This window comes from Amycolatopsis sp. NBC_00355, from assembly GCF_036104975.1.
Taxonomy (GTDB): Bacteria; Actinomycetota; Actinomycetes; order Mycobacteriales; family Pseudonocardiaceae; genus Amycolatopsis.
Map to the genome: position 1 here is coordinate 368,020 of NZ_CP107982.1, position 21,312 is coordinate 389,331.

Annotated in this window: 11 protein-coding genes and 1 pseudogene; all 12 read left to right on the plus strand. The window is 72.7% G+C overall.

Annotation, left to right across the window (positions count from 1 at the left end; genetic code table 11):
- Positions 1-487: 487 nt before the first annotated feature.
- A complete protein-coding gene (locus OHS18_RS01490; protein ID WP_247050426.1) occupies positions 488-820 on the plus strand; it encodes a WXG100 family type VII secretion target in 333 nt (110 codons plus the stop codon).
- A 31-nt stretch (positions 821-851) separates the two neighbouring features.
- A complete protein-coding gene (locus tag OHS18_RS01495) occupies positions 852-1,151 on the plus strand; it encodes a WXG100 family type VII secretion target (RefSeq protein ID WP_247050428.1) in 300 nt (99 codons plus the stop codon).
- Positions 1,152-1,243: 92 nt separating this feature from the next.
- Positions 1,244-1,810, plus strand: a complete 567-nt coding sequence (locus OHS18_RS01500) for a hypothetical protein (protein ID WP_328456882.1) — start codon at positions 1,244-1,246, stop codon at positions 1,808-1,810.
- 57 nt (positions 1,811-1,867) lie between these two features.
- Complete coding sequence (locus OHS18_RS01505) at positions 1,868-5,479, plus strand: hypothetical protein (protein WP_328615608.1); 3,612 nt, start codon at positions 1,868-1,870, stop codon at positions 5,477-5,479.
- A complete protein-coding gene (eccCa, locus tag OHS18_RS01510; protein WP_328615609.1) occupies positions 5,476-9,489 on the plus strand; it encodes a type VII secretion protein EccCa in 4,014 nt (1,337 codons plus the stop codon). Before OHS18_RS01505 ends, eccCa begins: the two co-directional genes overlap by 4 nt.
- A 5-nt stretch (positions 9,490-9,494) precedes the next feature.
- Entirely contained in the window at positions 9,495-10,874 is a 1,380-nt protein-coding gene (gene eccD / locus OHS18_RS01515) for a type VII secretion integral membrane protein EccD (RefSeq protein ID WP_328618709.1), read from the plus strand.
- 23 nt (positions 10,875-10,897) lie between these two features.
- Positions 10,898-11,140, plus strand: coding sequence for a type VII secretion protein EccB (locus OHS18_RS01520; protein WP_247050436.1), 243 nt, complete (start codon positions 10,898-10,900; stop codon positions 11,138-11,140).
- A 14-nt stretch (positions 11,141-11,154) separates the two neighbouring features.
- A complete protein-coding gene (locus OHS18_RS01525; protein ID WP_328615610.1) occupies positions 11,155-14,886 on the plus strand; it encodes a hypothetical protein in 3,732 nt (1,243 codons plus the stop codon).
- A gap of 16 nt (positions 14,887-14,902) precedes the next feature.
- Positions 14,903-17,941: a right-handed parallel beta-helix repeat-containing protein gene (locus OHS18_RS01530; protein ID WP_328615611.1), complete on the plus strand. Its 3,039-nt coding sequence runs from the start codon at positions 14,903-14,905 to the stop codon at positions 17,939-17,941.
- Between the two features lie 10 nt (positions 17,942-17,951).
- Entirely contained in the window at positions 17,952-18,353 is a 402-nt protein-coding gene (locus tag OHS18_RS01535; RefSeq protein ID WP_328456865.1) for a YbaB/EbfC family nucleoid-associated protein, read from the plus strand.
- The gene (locus OHS18_RS01540; protein ID WP_328456863.1) at positions 18,346-18,717 is read left to right on the plus strand and encodes a hypothetical protein; all 372 of its coding nucleotides are present in this window, start codon (positions 18,346-18,348) and stop codon (positions 18,715-18,717) included. The genes OHS18_RS01535 and OHS18_RS01540 overlap by 8 nt, the downstream gene beginning before the upstream one ends.
- Positions 18,718-18,745: 28 nt before the next feature.
- Positions 18,746-19,075: pseudogene (locus OHS18_RS48480) on the plus strand (WXG100-like domain-containing protein); the annotation flags it as partial.
- Between the last annotated feature and the right edge of the window lie 2,237 nt (positions 19,076-21,312).

Here is a 21,312-nt window from a genome sequence, read left to right on the forward strand (position 1 = left end):
ATCCCCCGGATGAGTGATGCGGTACCGCACCAAATCCGGTTCGGCACCGAAGAAATAAGAATGTCCACACCGGACAACCCGCGTATTCGTGCACGGCTCCGGCGCGATTATTCCTCGCCGGTGGAATGAATCCGCGACTTTCGTAGGGTTGCTCGCGCACGCGCCGGGCGTTCGCGGGCAGACATTCGTGGCCGGAGGGGCAGCCGCCCGGCGCTGCGGGCGGATTTCGGGGCCCTCCTGCTGGGTGTTGACCAGGAATGTCCGTTTCTGCCCGACCGTTCGCGCCTCTGTGTCCTTAAGGGAACCGCGTCGCGCGCCCTTCGGAAATCATCCATACGATCATCGTGCTGTCTCCGTCAGGCTTTCACGTCTTCCGGCGTCGAGAGTGCCGGGCGGGGCGATGCCGGGGCCCGCGGAACTCCTTTGTGGACGGAGGCGGCCCGACCCCGTTGAGGCAGGGCAGAACAACGGATTCGAGGAGGCGAAAATGGCGGCTCAGAACGGCGCCAAGGTAGACACCGGGATCATGCGCCAAGGCGCTAGCACCATCACCGACACCGGCCAGGGCATCACGGGCGTGAACCGCCAGGTGGACTCCACGATGCAGGAGCTGCTGGGCACCTGGCGCTCGGACGCGGCCGTGGTCTTCCACGAGGCGATGGGCACGTTCGACCGCACCGTGCAGACGATCGTCGACCGGCTGAACACGCTTTCCCAGCACGTCACGACCGGCGCGAACGACTACGACCGCCAGGACGAGGACAACACCTCGAACGTGCGCCAGCAGGCCGCGACCATCGGCGGCCTCCCCGGCTTCTGACCGGACTCCCTCTTCAGGAAAGGAAAACCCCATGGCTCTGGGTCAGTTCACCATCAGCTTCGCGCAGATGGAAGCCACGGTCGGGCGTGCGCAGCAGCAGTCGCAGCAGATCACCGAGCTGCTCGACCAGATGAACCGCACCATCACCGCGCAGCGCGAGCACTGGCTCGGCAGCGCGGCCGACGAGTTCCAGTCGACCTACGAGTGGTGCCGCCAGCAGGCGCTGACGCTGCCGCAGTCGCTCGACGCCGCCGGCCGCACGCTGGCGACCGTCAACGAGGGCACGTCGAGCACCGAGAGCGCCAACGCGACGCGGTTCGCGCAGCGCTGAGTCTCCCGCGCTCCGGCCGGGGCACGGCAGTCAGCCGCCGCGCCCCGGCCGGTTCGTCCGAACGCGACAGACCGGAAAGGACTCCTCCCGCCATGGCCTTCGACCCGGTGGTCTTCGAAACCGCCCAGATCGCGAACCCGAACAACCAGCACAGCGACACCCCGCCGTCGACCGAGGGCGCGTTCAACAGCCCCGGCCACCAGGACCCGGGCGACCAGGGCAACGTCTACATCCCGGTCGGTGACGTCTCCACCGCGCCGCCGGTCCCGGGCGGCGCGGACCACCCCGGCAAGGGCGTCACCGCGGTGAACACCCAGGCGATGCACACGTTCGCGCAGAACCTGCGCACGCTCGCCGACGGCCCGCTGGCCAAGCTGCCGGGCCAGCTCGACACCGTGAACATCAAGCCGGGTGTGTTCGCCACCGCGCACGACAAGCTCATCCAGCCGATCGTCGGCGAGGGCGGCCTGCGCGACTCGACCCGCACCACCGTGCAGGACCTCATCACGGCGATGCACGACGCGGCGGACGCGGTCGACAAGGCGGCCAACGCCTACGACTCCGCCGACGAGGCCAACAAGATGACCACCGACGCCTACAACCAGTACTTCGGGCAGCTCAGCTCGGAGATCACCGGCGCGGGGTCCAAGCAGCACTGATCGCGGGCGGGGTTCCGGCGGGCTGAGCCGAACCAGGGAACGGGCGAGCGAGGGACGATGGGCGACGACAACAACACCCACGGGTTCACCCAGGACGACAACGGCGTCTGGCCGGATTCCAGCAACACGCCGACGAACTCCACCGGCGACCCCGGCAAGGACTTCGACGGCCTGACCTGGAAGCAGATCGAAGCCGCCATCCTCGGCGGCGGGTCGATGGCGCCCGGCCAGGACCAGGCCGACCAGGCCTACGGCAACGTCAACTGGCAGTCCCTGCAAGCCGCCGCCGGCGTGTTCCAGACGACGCAGATGAGCCTCGCCGTCGTCGCCGAGGCCATCCAGAAGCAGGTCGAGGCGCTCGCCGGGGAAGACGGCCCGTGGAAGGGCACCGCGGCGACGAACTTCAAGGGCATGATGAACGACATGGCCTCGAAGTTCCAAGGCCTCGTCCACCAGATCAGCGACGGCAGCAGCGGCGGCCGCAACATCCCGAATCAGCTCGCCAACTCGGCCGCGTACCTGCAGTGGGCGCAGAACACCTTGCGCTACATCGATTCCTACTACGCCCAGCAGGTCATCGCGCGCGGCAAGGTGCTCAACGACGGGCGTGCGTACATCTCGCAGTTCCCCGACGCCGTCGAGATGATGACGAACGACATGCGCCAGGTCGGCAACCAGCTGTCCGGCAAGTACCACTCGTTCTCCGTCGCCAGCTACACCGCGCCGCCGCCGGCGACCCCGCCGCCCGTGGACGTCCCGCCGCCGCCTCCGCCGCCCGAGGCCCCGCCGCCCCCGGACATCCCGCCTCCCGCGGACGCGCCGCCCCCGCCCGCCATCCCGCCGCCGCCCGGCGGTTCCGGTGGCGGCGGTGGCGACGTGCCGCCTCCCGAACTCCCGCCCCCGCCCGGCGACACGGGTGGCGGCGGTGGCGGCGGAAATCCGCCGCCGTTGTCCAGCGCCGACATCCCGCCGCCACCCGGCGGTGACTCCGGCCTGGGCGGGGACGGCGGGGGCACACCCCCGCCGTTCCAGAACCTCGCCGTCGCGCCGCCGCCCGGTGCGGGCGGCGACAGCGGCACCGGTGGCCCCGGTGATCTCGGGGCCATCAACCCGCCTTCGCTCGACGGCCCGCCCGGGGACGTCGGCGCGGGCGGTGGCGCCCTGCCGCCGTTGACCTCGCCGAACCTGACCCCGCCGCCGTCCGGCGCCGGGGGCAAGGACGACCCGAAGGCCGGCGGCCTCGGCGACATCAAGCCGCCCGCGCTCGACAGCCCGCCGGGCGACGTCGGCGCCGGTGGCCTGGGCGACATCAAGTCGCCCTCGTTCGACTCGGCGCCGGGTGACGTCGGTGCGGGCGGTGGCGCGGGTGGTCTCGACGGCCTCGGCGACCTGAAGTCGCCGGCGCTGGGCAACCCGCCGGGTGCCGGCGGTCTCAACGGACTGGGCGCGAACGCCCTCAACCCGGCCGACGTGCCGTCGTCGCTGCAGGATCCCAAGGCGGGTGGCGGTTTCACCTCGCCGATGGGCGGCGGCATGCCGATGATGCCGCCGGGTGGCATGGGCGGCGGGATGAACCCCGCCGGCTCGGAGCGCCCGGACTCGGCCGGCCTGCTCGGCGGCGTCGACAAGCCGTGGACCAGCAGCCTGCCCGACGGCCTCGGCGACCCCAGCGCGCTGACCGACGCCCCGGCGTTGAAGTCGGCTTCGTGGTCCGCGCCTCCCGGTGACGTCGGTGGTGCGGGCGGCCTGGGTGACGTCGGCGGCGCGGGCGGCGTCGGCGACGTCGGCGGCGCGGGCGTCCCCGACCCCGGAGGCATCAAGGGCCTCGACCCGAGCCAGCTGCAGGCGCCCGGCGGCCTCTCGACGTCGAACGGTGGTCAGCAGCAGGGCATGCCGGGTGCGGGGATGCCGATGATGCCGCCGGGTGGCATGGGTGGTGGCATGAACCCGACCGGCGCGGAACGGCCGGATTCGGCCGGTCTGCTCGGCGGCGTGGACGCGCCGTGGGATTCGGCGTTGCCGGACGGCCTGGGCGACCCGAGTTCGTTCGGCGAGACCCCGGCGCTGGAGTCGGCGTCCTGGTCGGCGCCTCCGGGTGACGTCGGCGGCGCGGGCGGTGCCGGTGACATCGGCGGTGCGGGTGGCCTCGGCGACCTCGGCGACCTCGGTGCCGGCGTTTCGGATCCGGGTGGCATCAAGGGCCTGGACCCCAGTCAGTTGGCGGCGCCCGGCGGCCTCTCGACGTCGAACGGTGGTCAGCAGCAGGGCATGCCGGGTGCGGGGATGCCGATGATGCCGCCGGGTGGCATGGGCGGTGGCATGAACCCCACTGGCGCGGAACGGCCGGATTCGGCCGGTCTGCTGGGCGGCGTCGACGCGCCGTGGACGGCCGACGTGCCGGACGGCCTCGGCGACCCGAGCTCGTTCGGCGAGACTCCCGCCCTGCAGTCGGCTTCGTGGTCGGCGCCTCCGGGCGATAGCGGCGGTGCCGGTGACCTCGGTGGGATCGGCGGCGCGGACGCCCTCGACCCGGGTGGTGTCAAGGGCCTCGACGCGAGCCAGGTGCCGGCGCCGGGCGGTCTGTCGTCGTCGAATGGTGTTCAGCAGCAGGGCATGCCGGGTGCGGGCATGCCGATGATGCCGCCGGGCGGCATGGGCGGTGGCGCGAACCCGACGGGTGCGGAGCGGCCGGATTCGGCCGGTCTGCTCGGCGGCGTCGACGCGGCCTGGACGCCGGACGCCCCCACCGGTGTCGGCGACCCGAGCGCCACCGGGGACACCCCGGCGCTGGGCGCGGCGTCGTGGTCGAGCCCCGGTGTGACCCCGCCGCTCGGTGCGGCGTCGTGGCCGGACCCGGCGGTGTCGGGTGCCGGAACCCCGTCCCTGGGCGCGAGCCCGGCGGTGCCCGGTGGCGAGGCCCCGTCCCTGGGAGCGGTGACCGGTGGTGTGGGCGGCGGGATCCCGGCCGCCCAGCGCGTCGACGCGCCCCGGACCCCGGAGGCAACCGCCGCCGGTCCGGGCGTGCCCGCCATGCCGATGATGCCGCCGCCGATGACCCCGCCCGACAACGGTTCCGGCGCGGACCGCCCGGACTCCGCCGGCCTCCTCGGCGGCGACCCCTCGGCCTGGGCGACCGCCGCCACCCCGGGCGAACCCGACCCGGGCGCCGGCACCCCGCGGGGCTGGGCGACCGCCGTGCCGGTCAGCGGCTGGGGCACCGCGCCCGTCGGGAAGTCCGCTTCGGACAGTCACGACGACGATGTGCGGATCTCGGTCGTGCGCCCCGTCGAGTCCACAGAGGACACGTCCGCTTGGGACGTCGGCACCGCCGAGTTCCTGCCGGGTCTCCTGCCGTTCGCGCCCGCTGCCGAGCAGGAGCAGGACCTCAGCACGGACCTCGTCGAACGCAGTGACGAACCGTGGCGGCCCGTCGAAGACGAACCGAGGGAGACGTACCGGCGGATCCGCGTCGGCGACGGCGAGTTCATCCCGGACGAGCTGCCGACCTGCGGCGACGGCCCGGCGATGGAGACCGAAACCGAAGCCCCGGAACCGGAAGCCGAAACCGGCGAAGAGGAAGAGGCCGAACGCACCATGGCGGATCTGCTGAGCCAGGACGACTCCGCCTGGGGCCGGTCCGCGAGCCGTCCTTCGGGGGTGCTGGAGTGAGCACGGAAACCGTCAAGCGCGGGCCGCGCGCGTCGGGCCCCGAACTGCCCGAAGGCCAGGAAGAGCTGCAGGAGCCGCCCGTGCTCGCCGAACCGGCGGCGCGGGACTTCAACTCGCTGCTGATGATGCTGCCGATGGGCATCGGGTCGATGGTGATGGTGCTGTCGTTCTCCGGCGTCGGCGGCAGCTCGCCGATGACCTACGTGCTCGGCGGCGGCATGGGCCTGTCCATGATGGCCATGAGCGTCGGCCAGCTGACCCGCGCGGTGGGGGAGCGCAAGCGCAAGATGCGCGCCGAACGCCGGGACTACCTGCGCTACATCGCGCAGGTCCGCACCCGGGCCCGCGCGACGGCCGAGCAGCAGCGGCGGGCGGTCGCGTGGAACAACCCGTCGCCGGACTCGCTGTGGTCGCTGTCGATGGGACGTAGGCTGTGGGAACGGCGGGTCAGCCACGACGACTTCGGCCGCGTCCGCATCGGCCTCGGTTCGCAGCAGTCGGCCCTAGAACTGGTCCCGCCGGTGACGAAGCCGATCGAGGACCTCGAACCGCTGTCGGCGATCTCCTTGCGTCGCTTCACCGAGACCTACCGGTCGCTGTCGGGCATCCCGACGGCGGTCGGCCTGCGCAGCTTCACCAGCGTCGAGTTCGACGGCGACCCCGAGGCCGCCGCGAGCCTGGTGCGGGCGATGCTGGCGCAGCTGGTCGTGTTCCACTCGCCGGACGAGCTGCGGATCGCCGTGCTCACCACCGAAGCCGCGCAGTCGCAGTGGGACTGGGTGAAGTGGCTGCCGCACAACCAGCACGCCACCCTGCGTGACCCGGCGGGCCCGCTGCGGCTGCTGGCCGCCGACCACGACGACCTGATGGACGTCCTCGGTCCGGACGTCGCCGACCGCGACGACCACGACAAGGCCGTCGGCCCGACCACCACCGAACCGTTCGTGGTGATCGTCGCGCACCTGGCGACCATCCCCGAGTCGTCGCGGCTGCTGGGCGCGGGGCTGCGCAACGTCGTGCTGCTGGACGTCACCGGCGCGCTTCCCGGTGGCCCCAAGGTCTTGCGGCTGACCACAAAGGACGATCGCGTCGAGTTCCCGGCCGGCACCGGCGTCGGCTCCGCGGTCCGTGACGAGCTGTCCGTGACGCAGATCGAGGGCCTGGCCCGGCTGCTGTCGCCGAAGCGCACCAGCGGCACCCTGGAAATCACCGAACAGCCCCTCGAGAGCGATTTCGGGCTGACCGCTCTGCTGGGCATCCGCGACGTCCACAGCTTCGAGATCCCGGCCCAGTGGCGTCCCCGCGCCGTGCAGCGGGCGCGGATGTCGGTGCCGATCGGCGTCACCGAGGACGGCGAGATCGTCGAGCTGGACCTCAAGGAGTCCGCGCAGGGCGGCATGGGCCCGCACGGCATGCTCATCGGTGCCACCGGCTCGGGCAAGTCCGAGCTGCTGCGCACCCTGGTGCTCGGCCTGGCCGCGACGCACTCGTCGGAGATCCTGAACTTCGTCCTCGTCGACTTCAAGGGCGGCGCGACGTTCCTGGGCATGGACCGGCTGCCGCACACCTCGGCGATGATCACCAACCTGGCCGACGAACTGCCGCTGGTCGACCGGATGCAGGACTCGCTCAACGGCGAGATGGTGCGCCGCCAGGAGCAGTTGCGCGCGAGCGGCCACCCGTCGCTGTTCGAGTACGAGAAGGCCCGCGCGGCCGGCGAGCAGCTGCCGCCGATGCCGACGCTCTTCCTGGTCGTCGACGAGTTCTCCGAGCTGCTGAGCGCGAAGCCCGAGTTCATGGAGCTGTTCGTCTCGGTCGGCCGGCTGGGCCGCAGCCTCGGCGTCCACCTGCTGCTCGCTTCGCAGCGGCTGGACGAAGGCCGCATCCACCGCGTCGAAGGTCACCTGTCGTACCGGATCGCTCTGCGGACGTTCTCCTCGATGGAGTCCCGCAGCGTCATCGGCGTCGGCAGCGCGTACGAGCTGCCGTCCGAACCGGGCAACGGCTACCTCAAGATCGACACGACGAACCTGGTGCGCTTCAAGGCCGCCTACGTCTCCGGCCCGGTCCCGGCCGGCAGCGGCGACGGCGCGGGCGACGTCGCCCGCGCGGGGGCCGAGGTCGTCCCGTTCTTCACCCGGACCCGGCCGACCCGGTTCATCGTCCGCGACGACGAGCCGGACCTCGCAGCCGATGCGAAGACCGCCCAGGAAATCCTCGAAACCGCGCCGAGCGGGCCGACCCTGGCGGACGCCTTTGTCGAGCGGCTCACCGGCGCGGGTCCGGCGGCACGTCAGGTGTGGCTGCCGCCGCTGGCCGAATCGCCCAGCCTGGACGCGCTGCTGCCGGGCGTGCTGCCGGACGCCGTCCGCGGCATGACCGTGCAGGACCCGGCCCAGTGCGGCCGCCTGCGCGTGCCGCTGGGCATGATCGACCGGCCGTTCGAGCAGGTCCGCGAGCTGCTGACGGCGGACCTGTCCGGCGCGGCCGGCCACGTAGCGGTCGTCGGCGGCCCGCAGACCGGCAAGTCGACGCTGCTGCGGACCCTGGTGCTGGCCCTGGCCATGACGCACACCCCGGAGGAGGTCCAGTTCTACGGCCTCGACTTCGGCGGCGGCGGGATCATGTCGATCAGCGGCCTGCCGCACGTCGGCTCGGTCGCCACGCGCCTCGAGCGCGACCGCGTCGTGCGGACCATCGAAGAGATCTCGCAGATCATGGAGCACCGCGAGAACATCTTCTCCGAACGCGGCGTCGAGTCGATGGATGTCTACCGGCAGCTGCGCCGCCGCGGCCAGGTCGAGGACCCGTTCGGCGACGTCTTCCTGGTCGTCGACGGCTGGTTCTCGCTCAAGAACGACTACTCCGAGCTGGAGCAGAAGATCGGCGAGCTGGCCTCGCGCGGCCTGTCGTTCGGCATCCACGTCGTGGTCGCGTCGACGCGCTGGTCGGAGATCCGGCCGTACCTGCGCGACCTGCTGCAGACCCGGTTCGAGCTGCGCCTCGGCGACCCGATGGAGTCGGAGATCGGCTCGCGCAAGGCGAAGACCGTGCCGAGCCAGCCGGGCCGCGGTCTGACCCCGGACGGTCTGCACTTCCTCGCGGGCCTGCCCCGGATGGACGGCAGCGCGGCCACCGGCGACCTCGCCGCGGCGACCAAGGCCGTCGCCGAAGAGGTGCACACGTTCTGGCCGGGCCGCCGCGCGCCGGCCGTGCGGCTGCTGCCCTCGACGTTGCCGCTGTCCGAGCTGCCCCGCCCCGACGGCGACCTGCGGCTGGCCCTGGGCCAGGACGAGCAGCGGCTGCTGCCGGTGTGGCACGACTTCCGCGCCACGCCGCACCTGCTGGTGTTCGGCGACAACGAGACCGGCAAGACCAACATGCTGCGACTGGTGCTGCGCTCGGTGTTGGCGCGCTACGGGCCGGGCGAGGCGAAGATCGTGCTCGCCGACCCGAGCCGCCAGCTCGACGCCGAAGTCCCGGAGGCCTACCGCGTCGGCTACGCGACCACGACCGAGGCGCTGCAGGAACTCGCGACCCAGACCGGGGTTTCGCTCTCGCCGCGGGTGCCGGACCAGAGCGTCACCGCCGACCGGCTCAAGCGCCGCGACTGGTGGACCGGCCCCCGGCTGTTCCTCGTCGTCGACGACTACCAGCTGCTCACCGGCGGCATGGGCTCGCCGCTCGAGCCGCTGCTGTCGCTGCTCGCGCAGGGCGCCTACATCGGCATGCACCTGATCGTCGCGCGCAGCACGTCCGGCGCGATGCGGGCGCTGAGCGACCCGGTGATCCGCCGGATGTGGGAGCTGGGCAGCCCCGGCGTCGTCTTTTCCTACCCCAAGGAAGAAGGCAAGTTCCTGGGCGAAGCCGCGCCGCGCAAGCTGCCGGCCGGGCGTGCCCAGGTCGTCACCCGCCGCGGCGTGAAGCTCGTCCAGACCGGTTTCGTGCCCGGGCCCGACCAGCAGCTCGTCGGCAGCACATTCGGCACTCTCGAAGGGAGCGGACGTTGACCGCCATGCAGCAGGGCGAGCTGTGCCGGATCACCGTGCACGGCCCGCAGGGACGCGCCGACCTGGCCGTGCCGATGGGTGTCCCGGTGACGAGCCTGCTGCCGGTGCTGCTGCGGCACACCGGCGGCCACGAGGACCTCGGCGACTCGTGGGTCCTGCAGCGCCTCGGCGAGGCGCCGCTCGACCCGGCGGGCACGCCGGAGTCGCTGGACTGGAAGGAGGGGGAGGAGTTCCACCTCCGCCCTCGTCTCGATCCGTTGCCGGAACTCGACTTCGACGACATCGCCGACGGCATGGCCACCGCCGTCAGCCGCCAGTCCGGGCGCTGGAAGCCCGAGTTCAACCGGTTCCTGTTCCTCGGCTTCGCCATCGCCGGCCTGCTGGTGCTGGCCCGCGTCCTGCTCTATCCGGGCGCAACGGGCCTGTCCGCCATCGGCTGCGCGGTCGTGGCACTGGGCCTGCTGGTCGCGGCTGTCGGCTCGGGCGTCCGCTCCGAGGACACGGCGCTGATCACGCTGCTGGGCCTGGGCGGCTGCGGGTTCGGATTCGTGGCGGGCGCGGTCGCCGTCGCGGGTCTCGGCCCGGCGTTCGACCTCCAGACCGCGCCGCTGCTGTCCGGTTGCCTCGCCTTCGGTCTGGCGGGCGGCCTGATGCTCGGCGGCCGCGCGGCGTGGGCGCCGGTCACGCCGTTCGTCCCGTTCGGCACGGTCGTGGCCACCGCCGCGGCCGGCGCGGTGACGCTGTGGCTGCACTACGGCCCGGAGTTCTCGCCGGTGCAGTCGGCCGCCCTGGTGTCGGCCGTCCTCATCGGACTGCTGGTGTTCGCGCCGCGGATCGGCATCCGGTTCGCCCGCATCCGCGGCCCGCAGCTGCCCCGCACGGCCGACGAGCTGCAGTACGACATCGAGCCCGCGCCGGCGGAGAAAATGGTCGCGCAGACCGCGTACGCCGATGGCTACCTCACGATCGCCTGCGTCACGTCGGCCGTGGTTTTCGCGTGCTCGTTCCCTTTCCTGGTCGGCCAAGGCCTGTTCCCCGGCATCCTGGCCGGACTGCTCGCGGCGGCCGTGCTGATGCGCTCGCGCAGCCTGCTCGGCGCGTGGCAGCGGGTGCCCCTCTCCGTCGCCGGCGCGCTCGGCTTGGTGCTGCTGGCGTTCTCGCTGATCGAGCCGCTCACCCCGGACTGGCGCGGCGCGTCGGCGGCCGGGATCGTGCTGGTGTTCTTCCTGCTGGTGCTGGCCATGCTGCGGCCCCCACCGCGACGGCTGCTGCCGATCTGGGGCCACCTGGCCAACTGGCTGGAGACGTTGAGCGCCGTCGCGATCCTGCCGATCCTGCTGCAGCTGTTCGGGACGTACGCCTGGGCGATCGGTCTCACGGCATGAACACGGACGGGGTGCTTTGAGAGATGGTGCAGACGCAAAAGGACCACGTCGAGGCGTATTCGTTCCTCATCGGGCGGATGACGTCGGCGCTCGTGCTCGGCGACGCGAGCCACCTCGACGTGCCCGCCAAGCGCACCTGGACCGGCCTGCTGGTCGGTGCCGCATTGGCGGTGCTGATCGTGCTGGGGTTCTTCGTCTTCGGCCTGATCGCCCACCACACCGGGCACGCCGTCCAGGCGACGCCACCCCCGGTCCGCCGAGCCTGAAAGGGAGGGACACCATGGATCTCTCGCTGGTGCGCCGCCGCGGCGGCCCGGAAACCGACCTCGGTCGCCAGACGGTCGGCAACGCCCTGGTCGTCCACCCGGCCGCCGGGATGACCCAGGAGGCGCAGGCGCTCGCCCTGGGCGTCGCGGCCGACACCGAACACGACCTCGTCGTCGTCGACCTGCCGGTGGACTCGCCGATCTCCCTGTGGGAGTCGGTGGCGAAGGCGCTGCCGCGGCGTCGCCGCGGGGTGCGTCTCGTCATCGGGGGGCGCTCGCGGGAGACGTCGGCGCTGGCGGGCCAGTGGCTGGCCGAGCGCATCGGCCGTCCGGTGCTGGCCCCGGACGGTTCGGTGATCCCGAGCGCGGGAGGTGCCCTTTTCGTCCACAGTGGACGCGGCAGCGGCTGGGTCCGGTTCCAGCCCGGCCGGCCGCCGAAGTGGGAGGCGAAGCGGTTCCCGCGTCCCTCGTGGGATTCGGGCGTCACCGCGGAACTGACGTCGACCAGCTCCCGCGGTGTGGCCGAGCCGCTGCCCGGCGGCCTGTGGATCCGCCCGGTCGGCTTCGACCGCCAGCTCGGCTACCACCGCTCGGCGTTGATCCGCGGGCTGCCGGCGTTGCCGGACACGATGACGATCGTCCTGGGCTGCCCGGGTTGCCCGCCCCTGACGATGGACGACGCGGCCCGCCTCTGGATGCGCCTGCCGGAACCGGTGCGGCACAAGGCCCGTTTCGTCCAGTACGGCCCGATGTCGGTGCCGTCCGGCACGACCCTGGGCCAGGCCCTCGCCGACCTGCTGGGCCGCGAAGTCGGGTTCTACAGTGGACTCCCGATCGGCACCCCGCACGACCTCGACGTCTGGACGGTCCTCTACGACGGCGGCCTCGGCTGGGCGACGTTCGCCCGCGAGCTGGCGTACGTCCCGCAGCAGCCGATGCCCCGGATGCTGGACCACCGCCTGCCGATCGAGGGCTTGAAGGAGATCGAGCCCGCGGTCTACTGGTACTCGCCGGACGCGGTGCTGGAGGTCGTCCAGTCGGGCCTGCTGCTGCGTCCGCCGTCGGCCGGCCCGACGGTGGAGGCGTTGCGCGAGGTCACCCTGGACACGTCGGTCCACAACCTGACGTACGACGTCCCGGAGGAGGGCGCGGACGCGGTCGAGCGCATGCGCCTGCTGGCGGAGGACGTCCTGGCCAGGCTGGACGAGCACACCCGCCGCATCAGCCGCATCCTCCCTGCGGCGGCCCTCCTTGCGGAGCGCGCCCGGACGACGATCCCGCGCCGGGCACTGGCAGAGATCGAGGCCGCCCCACCGGCCGCCGCCCCGGCACCGGCAGTCCCCCCGGCGGCGGCCCCGGCCAGGGTGGGCGGCACGGCGCCGGCGGAGGTGCCGCTGCTGAGCATCTCGGAGCGCCTGGACCCGGGTGCGGTGATCGCGGCATCCCTGGCCCCGGTAACCATCACGACGGCCGCCCCGCCACGGATGCCGGCCCTGGGGTCGGAGGAGCGGGCCACGGAGTCGGTCAAGCCTCCTGCACGCCCGTCGGCGGCCGCTGGTGGCCCAGCTCCCGCCGCGGAGCAGAGCGCGGTCTCCGGTGGGCCGGTCACCCTGCCGCCCCCGCCCGCAGGCATGACCGGTTCGACGACCGACGCCGCGAAGCCCGGAGACGCTGCTTCGACAGTCGGTACCGCAAAGCCGCACTCATCACTCGCGTCCCGTGGCCCGGCAGTTCCGCCGGTCGGCGTGGATGGCCCCGTGATCGGCTCTGCCGGTCCTGCGACCGGCGCCGCCGCTGCTGGTGTCGGTGGTGCGGCGAAGTCGGATTTGTCGTTTGCTTCGCGCGGCCCGGCGGCCCTGCCTCCGGCGGTTCCTCCGGTCGGCGTGGATGGCCCCGTGACCGCCGCTCCTGCGGTCGGCGCTGCTGCTGGTGTCGGCGGTGCGGCGGAGTCGGATTTGTCGTTTGCTTCGCGTGGTCCGGCGGCCCTGCCTCCGGCGGTTCTGCCGGTCGGCGTGGATGGCCCCGTGACCGCCGCTCCTGCGGTCGGCGCTGCTGCTGGTGTCGGCGGTGCGGCGGAGTCGGATTTGTCGTTTGCTTCGCGCGGCCCGGCGGCCCCGCCAGTGGGCGTGGACGGCCCGGTGACCGCCGCTCCCGCAGGCCCGGCTACTCCGCCCCCGGCAGTTCGGCCGGCCAGTGCGGAGGGACCGGTGATCGGCTCGGTGATCGACGCTTCCGCCGACCCCGCCGCCGCGCCTGCGGTTCGAGCCGCAGGTGTTGACCGTGCGGCGACCAGCACTTCCCGCGGCCTGACCACGCCGCCGGTCGTCCCGCCCACGGATGCTGATGGTCCGGCGACCGGCACCACCGGTTCACCGGTCGGTCCGGCGAGCGGTTGGGCAACCGGTCCGGCGACCCGGCCGTCCACAGGGGCGGCTGGTCCTTCCGCTGGTCCGGCGACCCCGTCACCGGCGGTTCCGGTCGCCGAGGCGGACAGCCCGGCCACCGTCGCGATCGACCCGCGACCCGAAGCCCCGGCGGAGGCCACCCGACCGGCCGCCACCGAGCCCGCACCCCTCCCGCCGCCGGCGGTTCCTCCCGCCGGTCTCCGCGAGGCCGCGGCCGGGCCCATGGTCTCGGCCGGACCTGTGACCCTGCCGCCGCCCGCCGGAGTCGTCGGCGGCCCGGCCACGGAACTTCCTGCCGCCCAGACTCCGGGCGGACCCGGCGCAGCCACCGGTCCCGCGACTCCTCCGCCCGCGGGCGTACTGGGCGGACCGACCAGTGGCACCATCGCCCCGGCCACTCCGCCCGCCGGGGTTCTCGGCGGCGCCACCCCCACAGGCAACCCGGGCGAGCCTGCCCCGCGCGGCGCGGAAACGAACACCCCCCAGACCCCGCCGTCCGCGGCTTCGCCCCTCGAGGTCGCGGACGGCGGTACCAATCTCGCCCGGCTCCAGCCCACTCCCGCCGCCGAGGCGACCGCCCTCCTGCCCAAGCGGGGCGTCGACAAGGAACGTGAGTGGCTCCGCAAGTCCCTCGGCGCCGAGTACGGCCTCATGTCCAACGCCGCCGCGCGGATCCTGTCCGAGCACCCCGGCTTCCAGGGCGCGCTCGCCGCGTCGTCGGCCGATGTGCTGACCGATGCCGTCGCCGTGCAGCTCTACCTCTCGGCCAAGGGCGCCGCCATCGACGCCGGGTTGCGGGCCGGGCGCAACGGGCCGCACGTCCCGATCGCACGGTGTGTCGTCGCCGGGCTCGGGCGGCTTCCGTCGCACCGGGGGCCCGCGACCTTCGCGACCAGCCCGTCCGCCGGGCAGTGGGCGCTCTACCGGACCCGGAAAGTGCTTACCGAGTGGGGCTTCCTGCACGCGCTGACCACGCCGATGTCCACATCGGACGGTGACACGGACATCCTCGTCTGGTCGGTCACCGCCCGCCGGACGAAGCTTCTGGAGCCGGGCGAAGGTGGTGTGGCGAACCGGGCGCTGTTCGTGCCCGGGACCAGCTTCAAGGTCCTCGAGGTCACCGAGCCGGCCGAAACGAAGCGCGGGCTCGTGCTGCTGCGGGAACTGACCGTGAGCGAGGTGGACGAGACCGGCAAGGTCGCCGCCGACCGGATCTCGCTCGACGAACTGGCGCTCGAGTCGCTGCGGCGCGAACTCGAGGTGTGGGCCGAGACGGACGGCCGCGAACCGGTCGACCCGGCGGCCGCCGGGCGGTTCGGCGTCGTGCCGGGTCTGGTGTGAGGGAGAGGCGGAACTGATGAACCGACAGGTACTCACGGTCGGCGGCGAAGGCGCCTACCCCACGATCGGCGCCGCGCTCGCGCAGGCCCAGCCGGGCGCCACGATCACCGTCCACTCCGGACGCTACGAGGAGAACCTCGTCGTCGACCGCATGGTTTCACTGGTCGCGGAGGGTGACGTCGAGATCGTCGCGCGTGAAGGCAGCGTGCTCGTGGCCAACGCCGAAGCCGTCCAGCTGCGCGGCTTCACCCTTACCGGGCAGGACGACAAGCTCGTCGCGGTCGACGTCGTGCGCGGCGAGGCCGCCCTCGACGGCTGCCGGGTCACCGGCGCCTCCTGGGCGACGCTCCTCGCGCGCCTCCAAGGCTCCCTGGCCCTGCGCGGCTGCGCCGTCACCAGCGCCGCCGGCGCCGGGATCGTCGTCGCGTCGCCGTCGCAGAGCACCATCGAGGACACCGAGATCACCGGTACTGCCTCATCCGGTGTCGTCGTCGCGGAGGTCGGGTCCGTGGTGTTGCGCCGGTGCGCGGTGCGGCAGCCGAAAGGCAACGGTGTCTGCGTGAACGGCGAGGCCGTCGCGGTGGTCGAGCAGTGCGAGATCACCGGCGCCGAGAAGCCCGCCATGGTCGTGGAACAGCAGGGCCGCGCCACCATCACCGGCCTGACCGTGCGCGACAGCGCGAACGTCGACCTGTACCTGACCAGCGAAGGCCGGGTGTCCGTTGTGGACTCCCGGTTCCTGTCCGCGCCGATGCAGGCCGTGCACGTCGCCGCGTCCGCCGCGCCGGTACTGCGCGAATGCGTGTTCGCCGGCGCGGAACGCAACGCCGTGCAGGTCACCGGCAACGCGTCGCCGCACTTCGTGGACTGCACCTTCGAGGACTCGCCGGTCCTGATCCTGGCCGACGGCGAAGCGACGCCGAACTTCGAGCGTGCGACGATCCGCCGCGCGACGCAGACCGGTGTGCTCGTCACCGCCGACGCGAGGGTCCGGATCGCGGGACTGCGCCTCGCGGGCCACGGCATCGTCCTTTCCGGACAGTCGCGATTGGACCTGACGGACGCGTCCGTCGAGACCGGACGTGAGCTCGCCGTCGAGGTCACAGAATCGTCCTGGCTGACCGGCACCGACCTCCACGTGCGGGGGAGCGGGGTCCGCGTCGCCGGTACGGCCGAGCTGCAGGACTGCGAGATCGCCGACGAAATCGTCGTCAAGGCCGGCGGCACGCTCACCGCGTCACGCTGTCGCGTGCACAACGGCGTCTCGTCCGACGACGGCGCGAACGTGACGCTCGCCGAGTGCGAAGTGGACGGTGTGGCGAGCGAACCCGTTCGCGAGCTGCCGCAAGCGGAATCCGTCGAACCGGGCACGAGCGACGCCGCGGGTGAAGTGCTCGACGGCCCGCTCGGCGAGCTGGAGTCGCTGGTCGGCCTGGCCGGGGTGAAGAAGGAAGTCACCGGCCTGATCAACCTCATCCGGATGTCCCAGATGCGGGAGCGGATGGGGCTGCCGATGCCGCCGATGAGCCGGCACCTCGTCTTCGCAGGCCCGCCCGGTACCGGCAAGACGACGGTCGCGCGGCTCTACGGCACGGTCCTGGCCGAGCTGGGCATCCTGTCCAAGGGGCACATGGTCGAGGTCGCGCGGCAGGACCTCGTCGGCCAGTACATCGGCTCGACGGCGATCAAGACGACCGAGGTCGTCGAGAAGGCCATCGGCGGGGTGCTGTTCATCGACGAGGCGTACACGCTGTCGGCGGGTTCCGGCGGCTCCGGGCCGGACTTCGGCCAGGAAGCCATCGACGCGCTGATGAAGATCATGGAGGACCAGCGCGACTCGCTCGTCGTGATCGTCGCCGGCTACTCCGAGCAGATGGACGTGTTCCTCGAGTCCAACCCGGGTCTGGCCTCGCGGTTCACACGGACCATCGAATTCCCGAACTACAGCGTCGACGAGCTGGTCACCATCACGCTCGGCCTGACCCGCAAGCACTACTACGAGCTGACCGACGACGCGCTGACGACGCTGCGCGAGTACTTCGAGCGGGTGCCGAAGAACTCGACGTTCGGCAATGGCCGCGTCGCGCGGAAGCTGTTCGAGGCCATGGTGAACAACCAGGCGTCGCGCCTCGCGCTGCAGCCGCCGTCGAAGGACTCCGAGCTCAACCGGCTGACGGCCGAGGACCTGCGCGCCGAACTGGCGAACCTGCCCGCGGCGGCCCAGGCGGCGGTGTCCGTCGGCACCGACCCGGCCGCGGCCGTCGGCGCGGCGGACAGCGTGCACCGGCTGCGCAAGCTCGTCGGCCAGAAAGCCGTGCGAGAACACGCGGAACGCCTGCTGGTCCGGCTCGGCGGGCTCAAGCACGGCCGGCAGCCACTCGGCCAGGAGGCCAACGTCGTGCTCAGCGGCGAGCGCGGCTCGGGCCGGGCGGAGTTCGCGCGGCTGTACGCGCGCGGTCTCGCCGAACTGGGCCTCGTCGGCGTCGGGCAACTCGTCCGCCGGTCCGTCGCGGAGGATCTGATGCCGCGCTGGCCGGGACAGGCCGAGCACCTGGTGCGCACCGCGCTGGACGACGCGAGCGGCGGTGTCCTCGTGCTCGACCTGGACGGCGACTGGGAGTCCAGTGTGCACACTCCCGGTCACGAAGTTCTCGAGGCACTGGCGGAAGCCGTCGGGCGGCGGCCCGCGGACCCGGTCGTCGTGCTGATCGGCGAGCCGCGGCGCGTCCGGACACTGGCCGGGCTGGTGCCGTCACTGCGCGACCGGTTCCCGGCGGTCTGGGAGCTGGGAGAGTACACAGTGGACGAACTCGGCGAGATCGCCGTGCGGCTGCTGGTCCGCGGTGGTCACGAGGTCCCGGACGACGTCCGCGGCGCGCTCGCGCACGAGCTGGCGGCGGCGTCGGAACGGACCGTGCACGCCGCGCACGAACTCGCCCGCACGCTGTCGGCCACGGCGGCGTCGCGCACGCTGGCCGCCGCGGACCTGCGCGGCGTCCGCCCGCCGGACGTCGAACCACTGGCGCTCGGGCAGGGACTGGCTTCGGTCGGCTGAAGGAGGAGTCATGGCATCGCCTTACGAGAAGATGCTGGAGGACGCGCTCGGCGCGTACCAGCGGCAGCGCGAAAACCTGACCGCGGCCAAGGAACGGATCGACGAGGCCACCGGCACGGCGACGTCCGCGCGCCGCGAGGTGACCGCGACCGTCGGCCGCACCGGTGAGGTCACCGAGCTGGCGTTCCCGACCAGCGCGTACAAGCGGATGGCGCCGGCCGAGCTGGCCGGGGTGATCGTCCGGACCATCGCGCAGGCGCGGCAGCAGGCGATCGACGCGTCGGCCGAGGAGCTCGCGCCGATGCTGCCGCCGGGGTTTTCCGCGCGGGACCTGATGGCCGGGAAGGTCGACGTCGAAGCGTTGTTCGCCGCCCGGGTGCCGGGTTTCGAAGGAGGGACCGAGGATGACTGATCAGTTCTTCGTGGACGCCGACGGGCTCGACACCGGTCGCAACGGCTACCGCGAGAAGGCGACGGAGCTGGAGGCGCTGGTTCAGCGCATCCAGGCGCTGGGCAGTTCCGGGCGCGTCTCCGAGGCCGCGGGCCACGACAAGAACGGCAACGCGTTCGCCCAGACCCACATGAAAGCCGTCGCCGAGATCCGCGACGGCGTCCGGCTGTGGGCGAAGGCCGTCGACGGCACGTCCGACGCGATCCACGACATGGCCGGCTCGTTCCGCGAGGCCGATCAGGGCGCGTTCGACATGGCGCGCGACCTGCAGAAGAACTTCCTGCAGCTGCAGGAAGACGTCTCGAAGCCGCCGGCTTCTTCGTAGTCCGGGGAGGTTACTCGCGATGAGCCTGATGGTGGATCCCAGCCTGAACTGGATCTTCTACATCATCGCGGGTGACGCCTGGCCACAGGGCGACGAGGACAAGCTGCGCGAGCTGGCCGCGGAGTGGGACCAGGTAGCGCGCGACATCGCGGCGGCGGGGCAGGGTTTCAACCAGCTGTCGCAGCACGTGACGGCGAACGTCGGTGGCGACGTCCAGCAGAACTTCTCGGACTTCTCGCGCAACCTGAGCACGTTGGGCGCGGACTACGTCCAGCGCGCTCGGGCGCAGGCGGCGTCGTTGCGGGAGCAGGCGCTGAACGTCGAGAACGCCAAGTACGGCATGCTGATCTCGATCGCCGTGACGGCCGCGGAAGTGCTGTGGGCGTTGACAAACCCGTTCACCGCACCGCTGGTCCCGGAGATCATGGCCGCCGGCCGGACCGCGGTGGTGACGGTGCAGCGCACGCTCGTGCAGCGCCTGACGAGCCTGCTGGCCAGGATCGCGCGGGAGGCCGCGCAGGAGGCGGCCGAAGAGGTCGCGGAAGACATGCTGGCGCAGTTCATCCAGATAGCGCAGGGCAATCGCCACGGGTTCGACTGGAAGTCGATCGGCCAGTCGGCGGCCCTGGGCGCGGTCGGCGGCGCGTTCGCGCACGTGGCGGGCAACGGTCTCGGCAAGGTCGACGGCAAGTTCGGCACGAAGTTCTCGAAGAACGTCTGGGGCGAATCGGGCATCGAGGCGGCGACGGAGGTGGTGGTCGGCCTCACCGGAGCGGCGGCCTTCGGCGGCGACCTGGACAGCCTGGGCTGGGGAGCGCTGAACGGAGGCCTGAGCGGCGCGGCGACGCACGGTGCGCACCACGCCGGGGAGTCGTTGCACGACAAGCTGACCGGTGGTGGGCCGGGGGCTGAAGGTGCCCAGCCCAAGGACGTCGGGGACGTGGGGTTCGACAAGGGGAACATCGGACCCATCGACGCACCCCCGGCGCCGGGCTCCGGGGGTGCCGGCTCCGGGAGCGGTGGTTCGGGTTCGGCTGGTCATGGTTCCGGCGGAGCGGGTTCCGGAGCGGGGACGGGTGGTTCGGGTCCGGGTGGGGCGGGTTCCGGGGCGGATGGTCCGGGTTCGGGCGGGGCGGGTCCGGGGACGGGTGGCCCGGGACTGGGCGGGGCAGGGTCCGGGACGGGCGGCTCCGGTTCGGGCGGGTCGGGAGCCGGTTCCGGGAACGGCGCGGGTTCGGTTGGTGCCGGTGGCCCGGCTACTGGGGGGACGGGTGCCGGAACCGGTGGGTCCGGCTCGGGCGCGCCTGGTACCGGCGGAGTGGGGACGGGTTCGGCCGGGACGGGTGCGCCTGCTTCGAGCGGGACTGGTTCCGGTCCGGGAGCCGATAACGGTTCCGGCGGGTCTGGTTCGAGCGGAGCAGGTGCAGGTTCCGGCGGGTCCGGTCCGAGTGGAGCAGGTGCCGGTTCGGGCGGATCCGGCTCCGGGGCAGGTACGGGTGTCGGATCCGGTACGTCCGGTCTTGGCGGAACAGGCGCCGATTCGAACGGGGCAGGCTCGGGTGCAACCGTCGGCTCCGGCACGTCGGCTCCTGGCGGTACGGGCTCGGTCGGGTCGAACGGGCCGGGTTCCGCTCCTGGACCGTCGGTTCCCAGCGGCTCCGGTGCGGGGAACGGCGCTCAGGGCACCGGAGGCGCAGGTGTCGGCACGGGTGGGGCCGGCACCGGTTCCGGTCAGTCCGGTTCCGGTGGGATTGGCGCCGGCGCCGGTCAGTCCGGTTCGGGCGGGATCGGCGCGGGTTCTGGTCAGCCAGGTTCGACCGGCGCGGGTTCTGGTCAGTCCGGCGCGAGCGGTGTCGGTCCCGGCCAGGCCGGTTCGGGTGGAACCGGGTCCGGTCCGGGTTGGTCCGGCTCGGCCGGGACGGGGCAAGGTGCGGGCGGTGCCGGCGTCGGCTCGAGTGTTGCCAGCCCCGGCCAGGCCGGTCGAGGTGGCTCCGGCTCTGCCGGTACTGGCCAAGGTGCGGGCGGGCCCGGTGCCGGCGTCGGCTCGAGTGGTTCGGGTGTGGGAACCGGAACGGGCTCGACGGGCGCCGGTGCCGCGGCGAGCGGTTCCGGGCCGTCCGGGGGTGTGGGCTCGTCCGGTTCCGGCACCTTGACGGGCGGCGCCGGCTCGACCGGAGTGGTGGGCTCCGGCCCGTCGGCGCCGGGCGGTCCCGGCCCGGGTACGGAAGGTGCGGTCGAGCAGGGTGCGACCGCACCTTCCCCGGGCCCCACTGGCGGTTCAGGATCAGCCTCCACCGGGAGTCAAGGACCGGGCACCGGCACCGCGGGCACCAGTCCGGCGAGCCAAGGTCCCGGTACGACGGGCAATGGCTCAGCGGGCCAAGCAACCGGTGCCGGCCAGAACACGGGCACCAGCACAAACAGTCCGGCGAACTTGGGCACCACGCCGGGCAACCCGTCCAGCCTGGGTCCCAACGGCTCCAGCGCGGTGACGCCCGTCGAAGCCCCGGGCAACGGTTCGCAAGGCCAGAACGGCACTTCGGGCACGGCGCCGCAGACCGCCACCAACCCGGGTGCCGCGGGGCCAGGCACGTC

Bases quoted from the DNA above. Each gene is read 5' to 3' on its own strand.
- OHS18_RS01495 (WP_247050428.1), top strand. From the start codon at position 852: ATGGCTCTGGGTCAGTTCACCATCAGCTTCGCGCAGATGGAAGCCACG.
- OHS18_RS01525 (WP_328615610.1), top strand. From the start codon at position 11,155: ATGGATCTCTCGCTGGTGCGCCGCCGCGGCGGCCCGGAAACCGACCTC.
- OHS18_RS01490 (WP_247050426.1), top strand. From the start codon at position 488: ATGGCGGCTCAGAACGGCGCCAAGGTAGACACCGGGATCATGCGCCAA.
- OHS18_RS01540 (WP_328456863.1), top strand. From the start codon at position 18,346: ATGACTGATCAGTTCTTCGTGGACGCCGACGGGCTCGACACCGGTCGC.
- eccD (WP_328618709.1), top strand. From the start codon at position 9,495: ATGCAGCAGGGCGAGCTGTGCCGGATCACCGTGCACGGCCCGCAGGGA.
- OHS18_RS01535 (WP_328456865.1), top strand. From the start codon at position 17,952: ATGGCATCGCCTTACGAGAAGATGCTGGAGGACGCGCTCGGCGCGTAC.
- OHS18_RS01500 (WP_328456882.1), top strand. From the start codon at position 1,244: ATGGCCTTCGACCCGGTGGTCTTCGAAACCGCCCAGATCGCGAACCCG.
- OHS18_RS01505 (WP_328615608.1), top strand. From the start codon at position 1,868: ATGGGCGACGACAACAACACCCACGGGTTCACCCAGGACGACAACGGC.
- OHS18_RS01520 (WP_247050436.1), top strand. From the start codon at position 10,898: ATGGTGCAGACGCAAAAGGACCACGTCGAGGCGTATTCGTTCCTCATC.
- OHS18_RS01530 (WP_328615611.1), top strand. From the start codon at position 14,903: ATGAACCGACAGGTACTCACGGTCGGCGGCGAAGGCGCCTACCCCACG.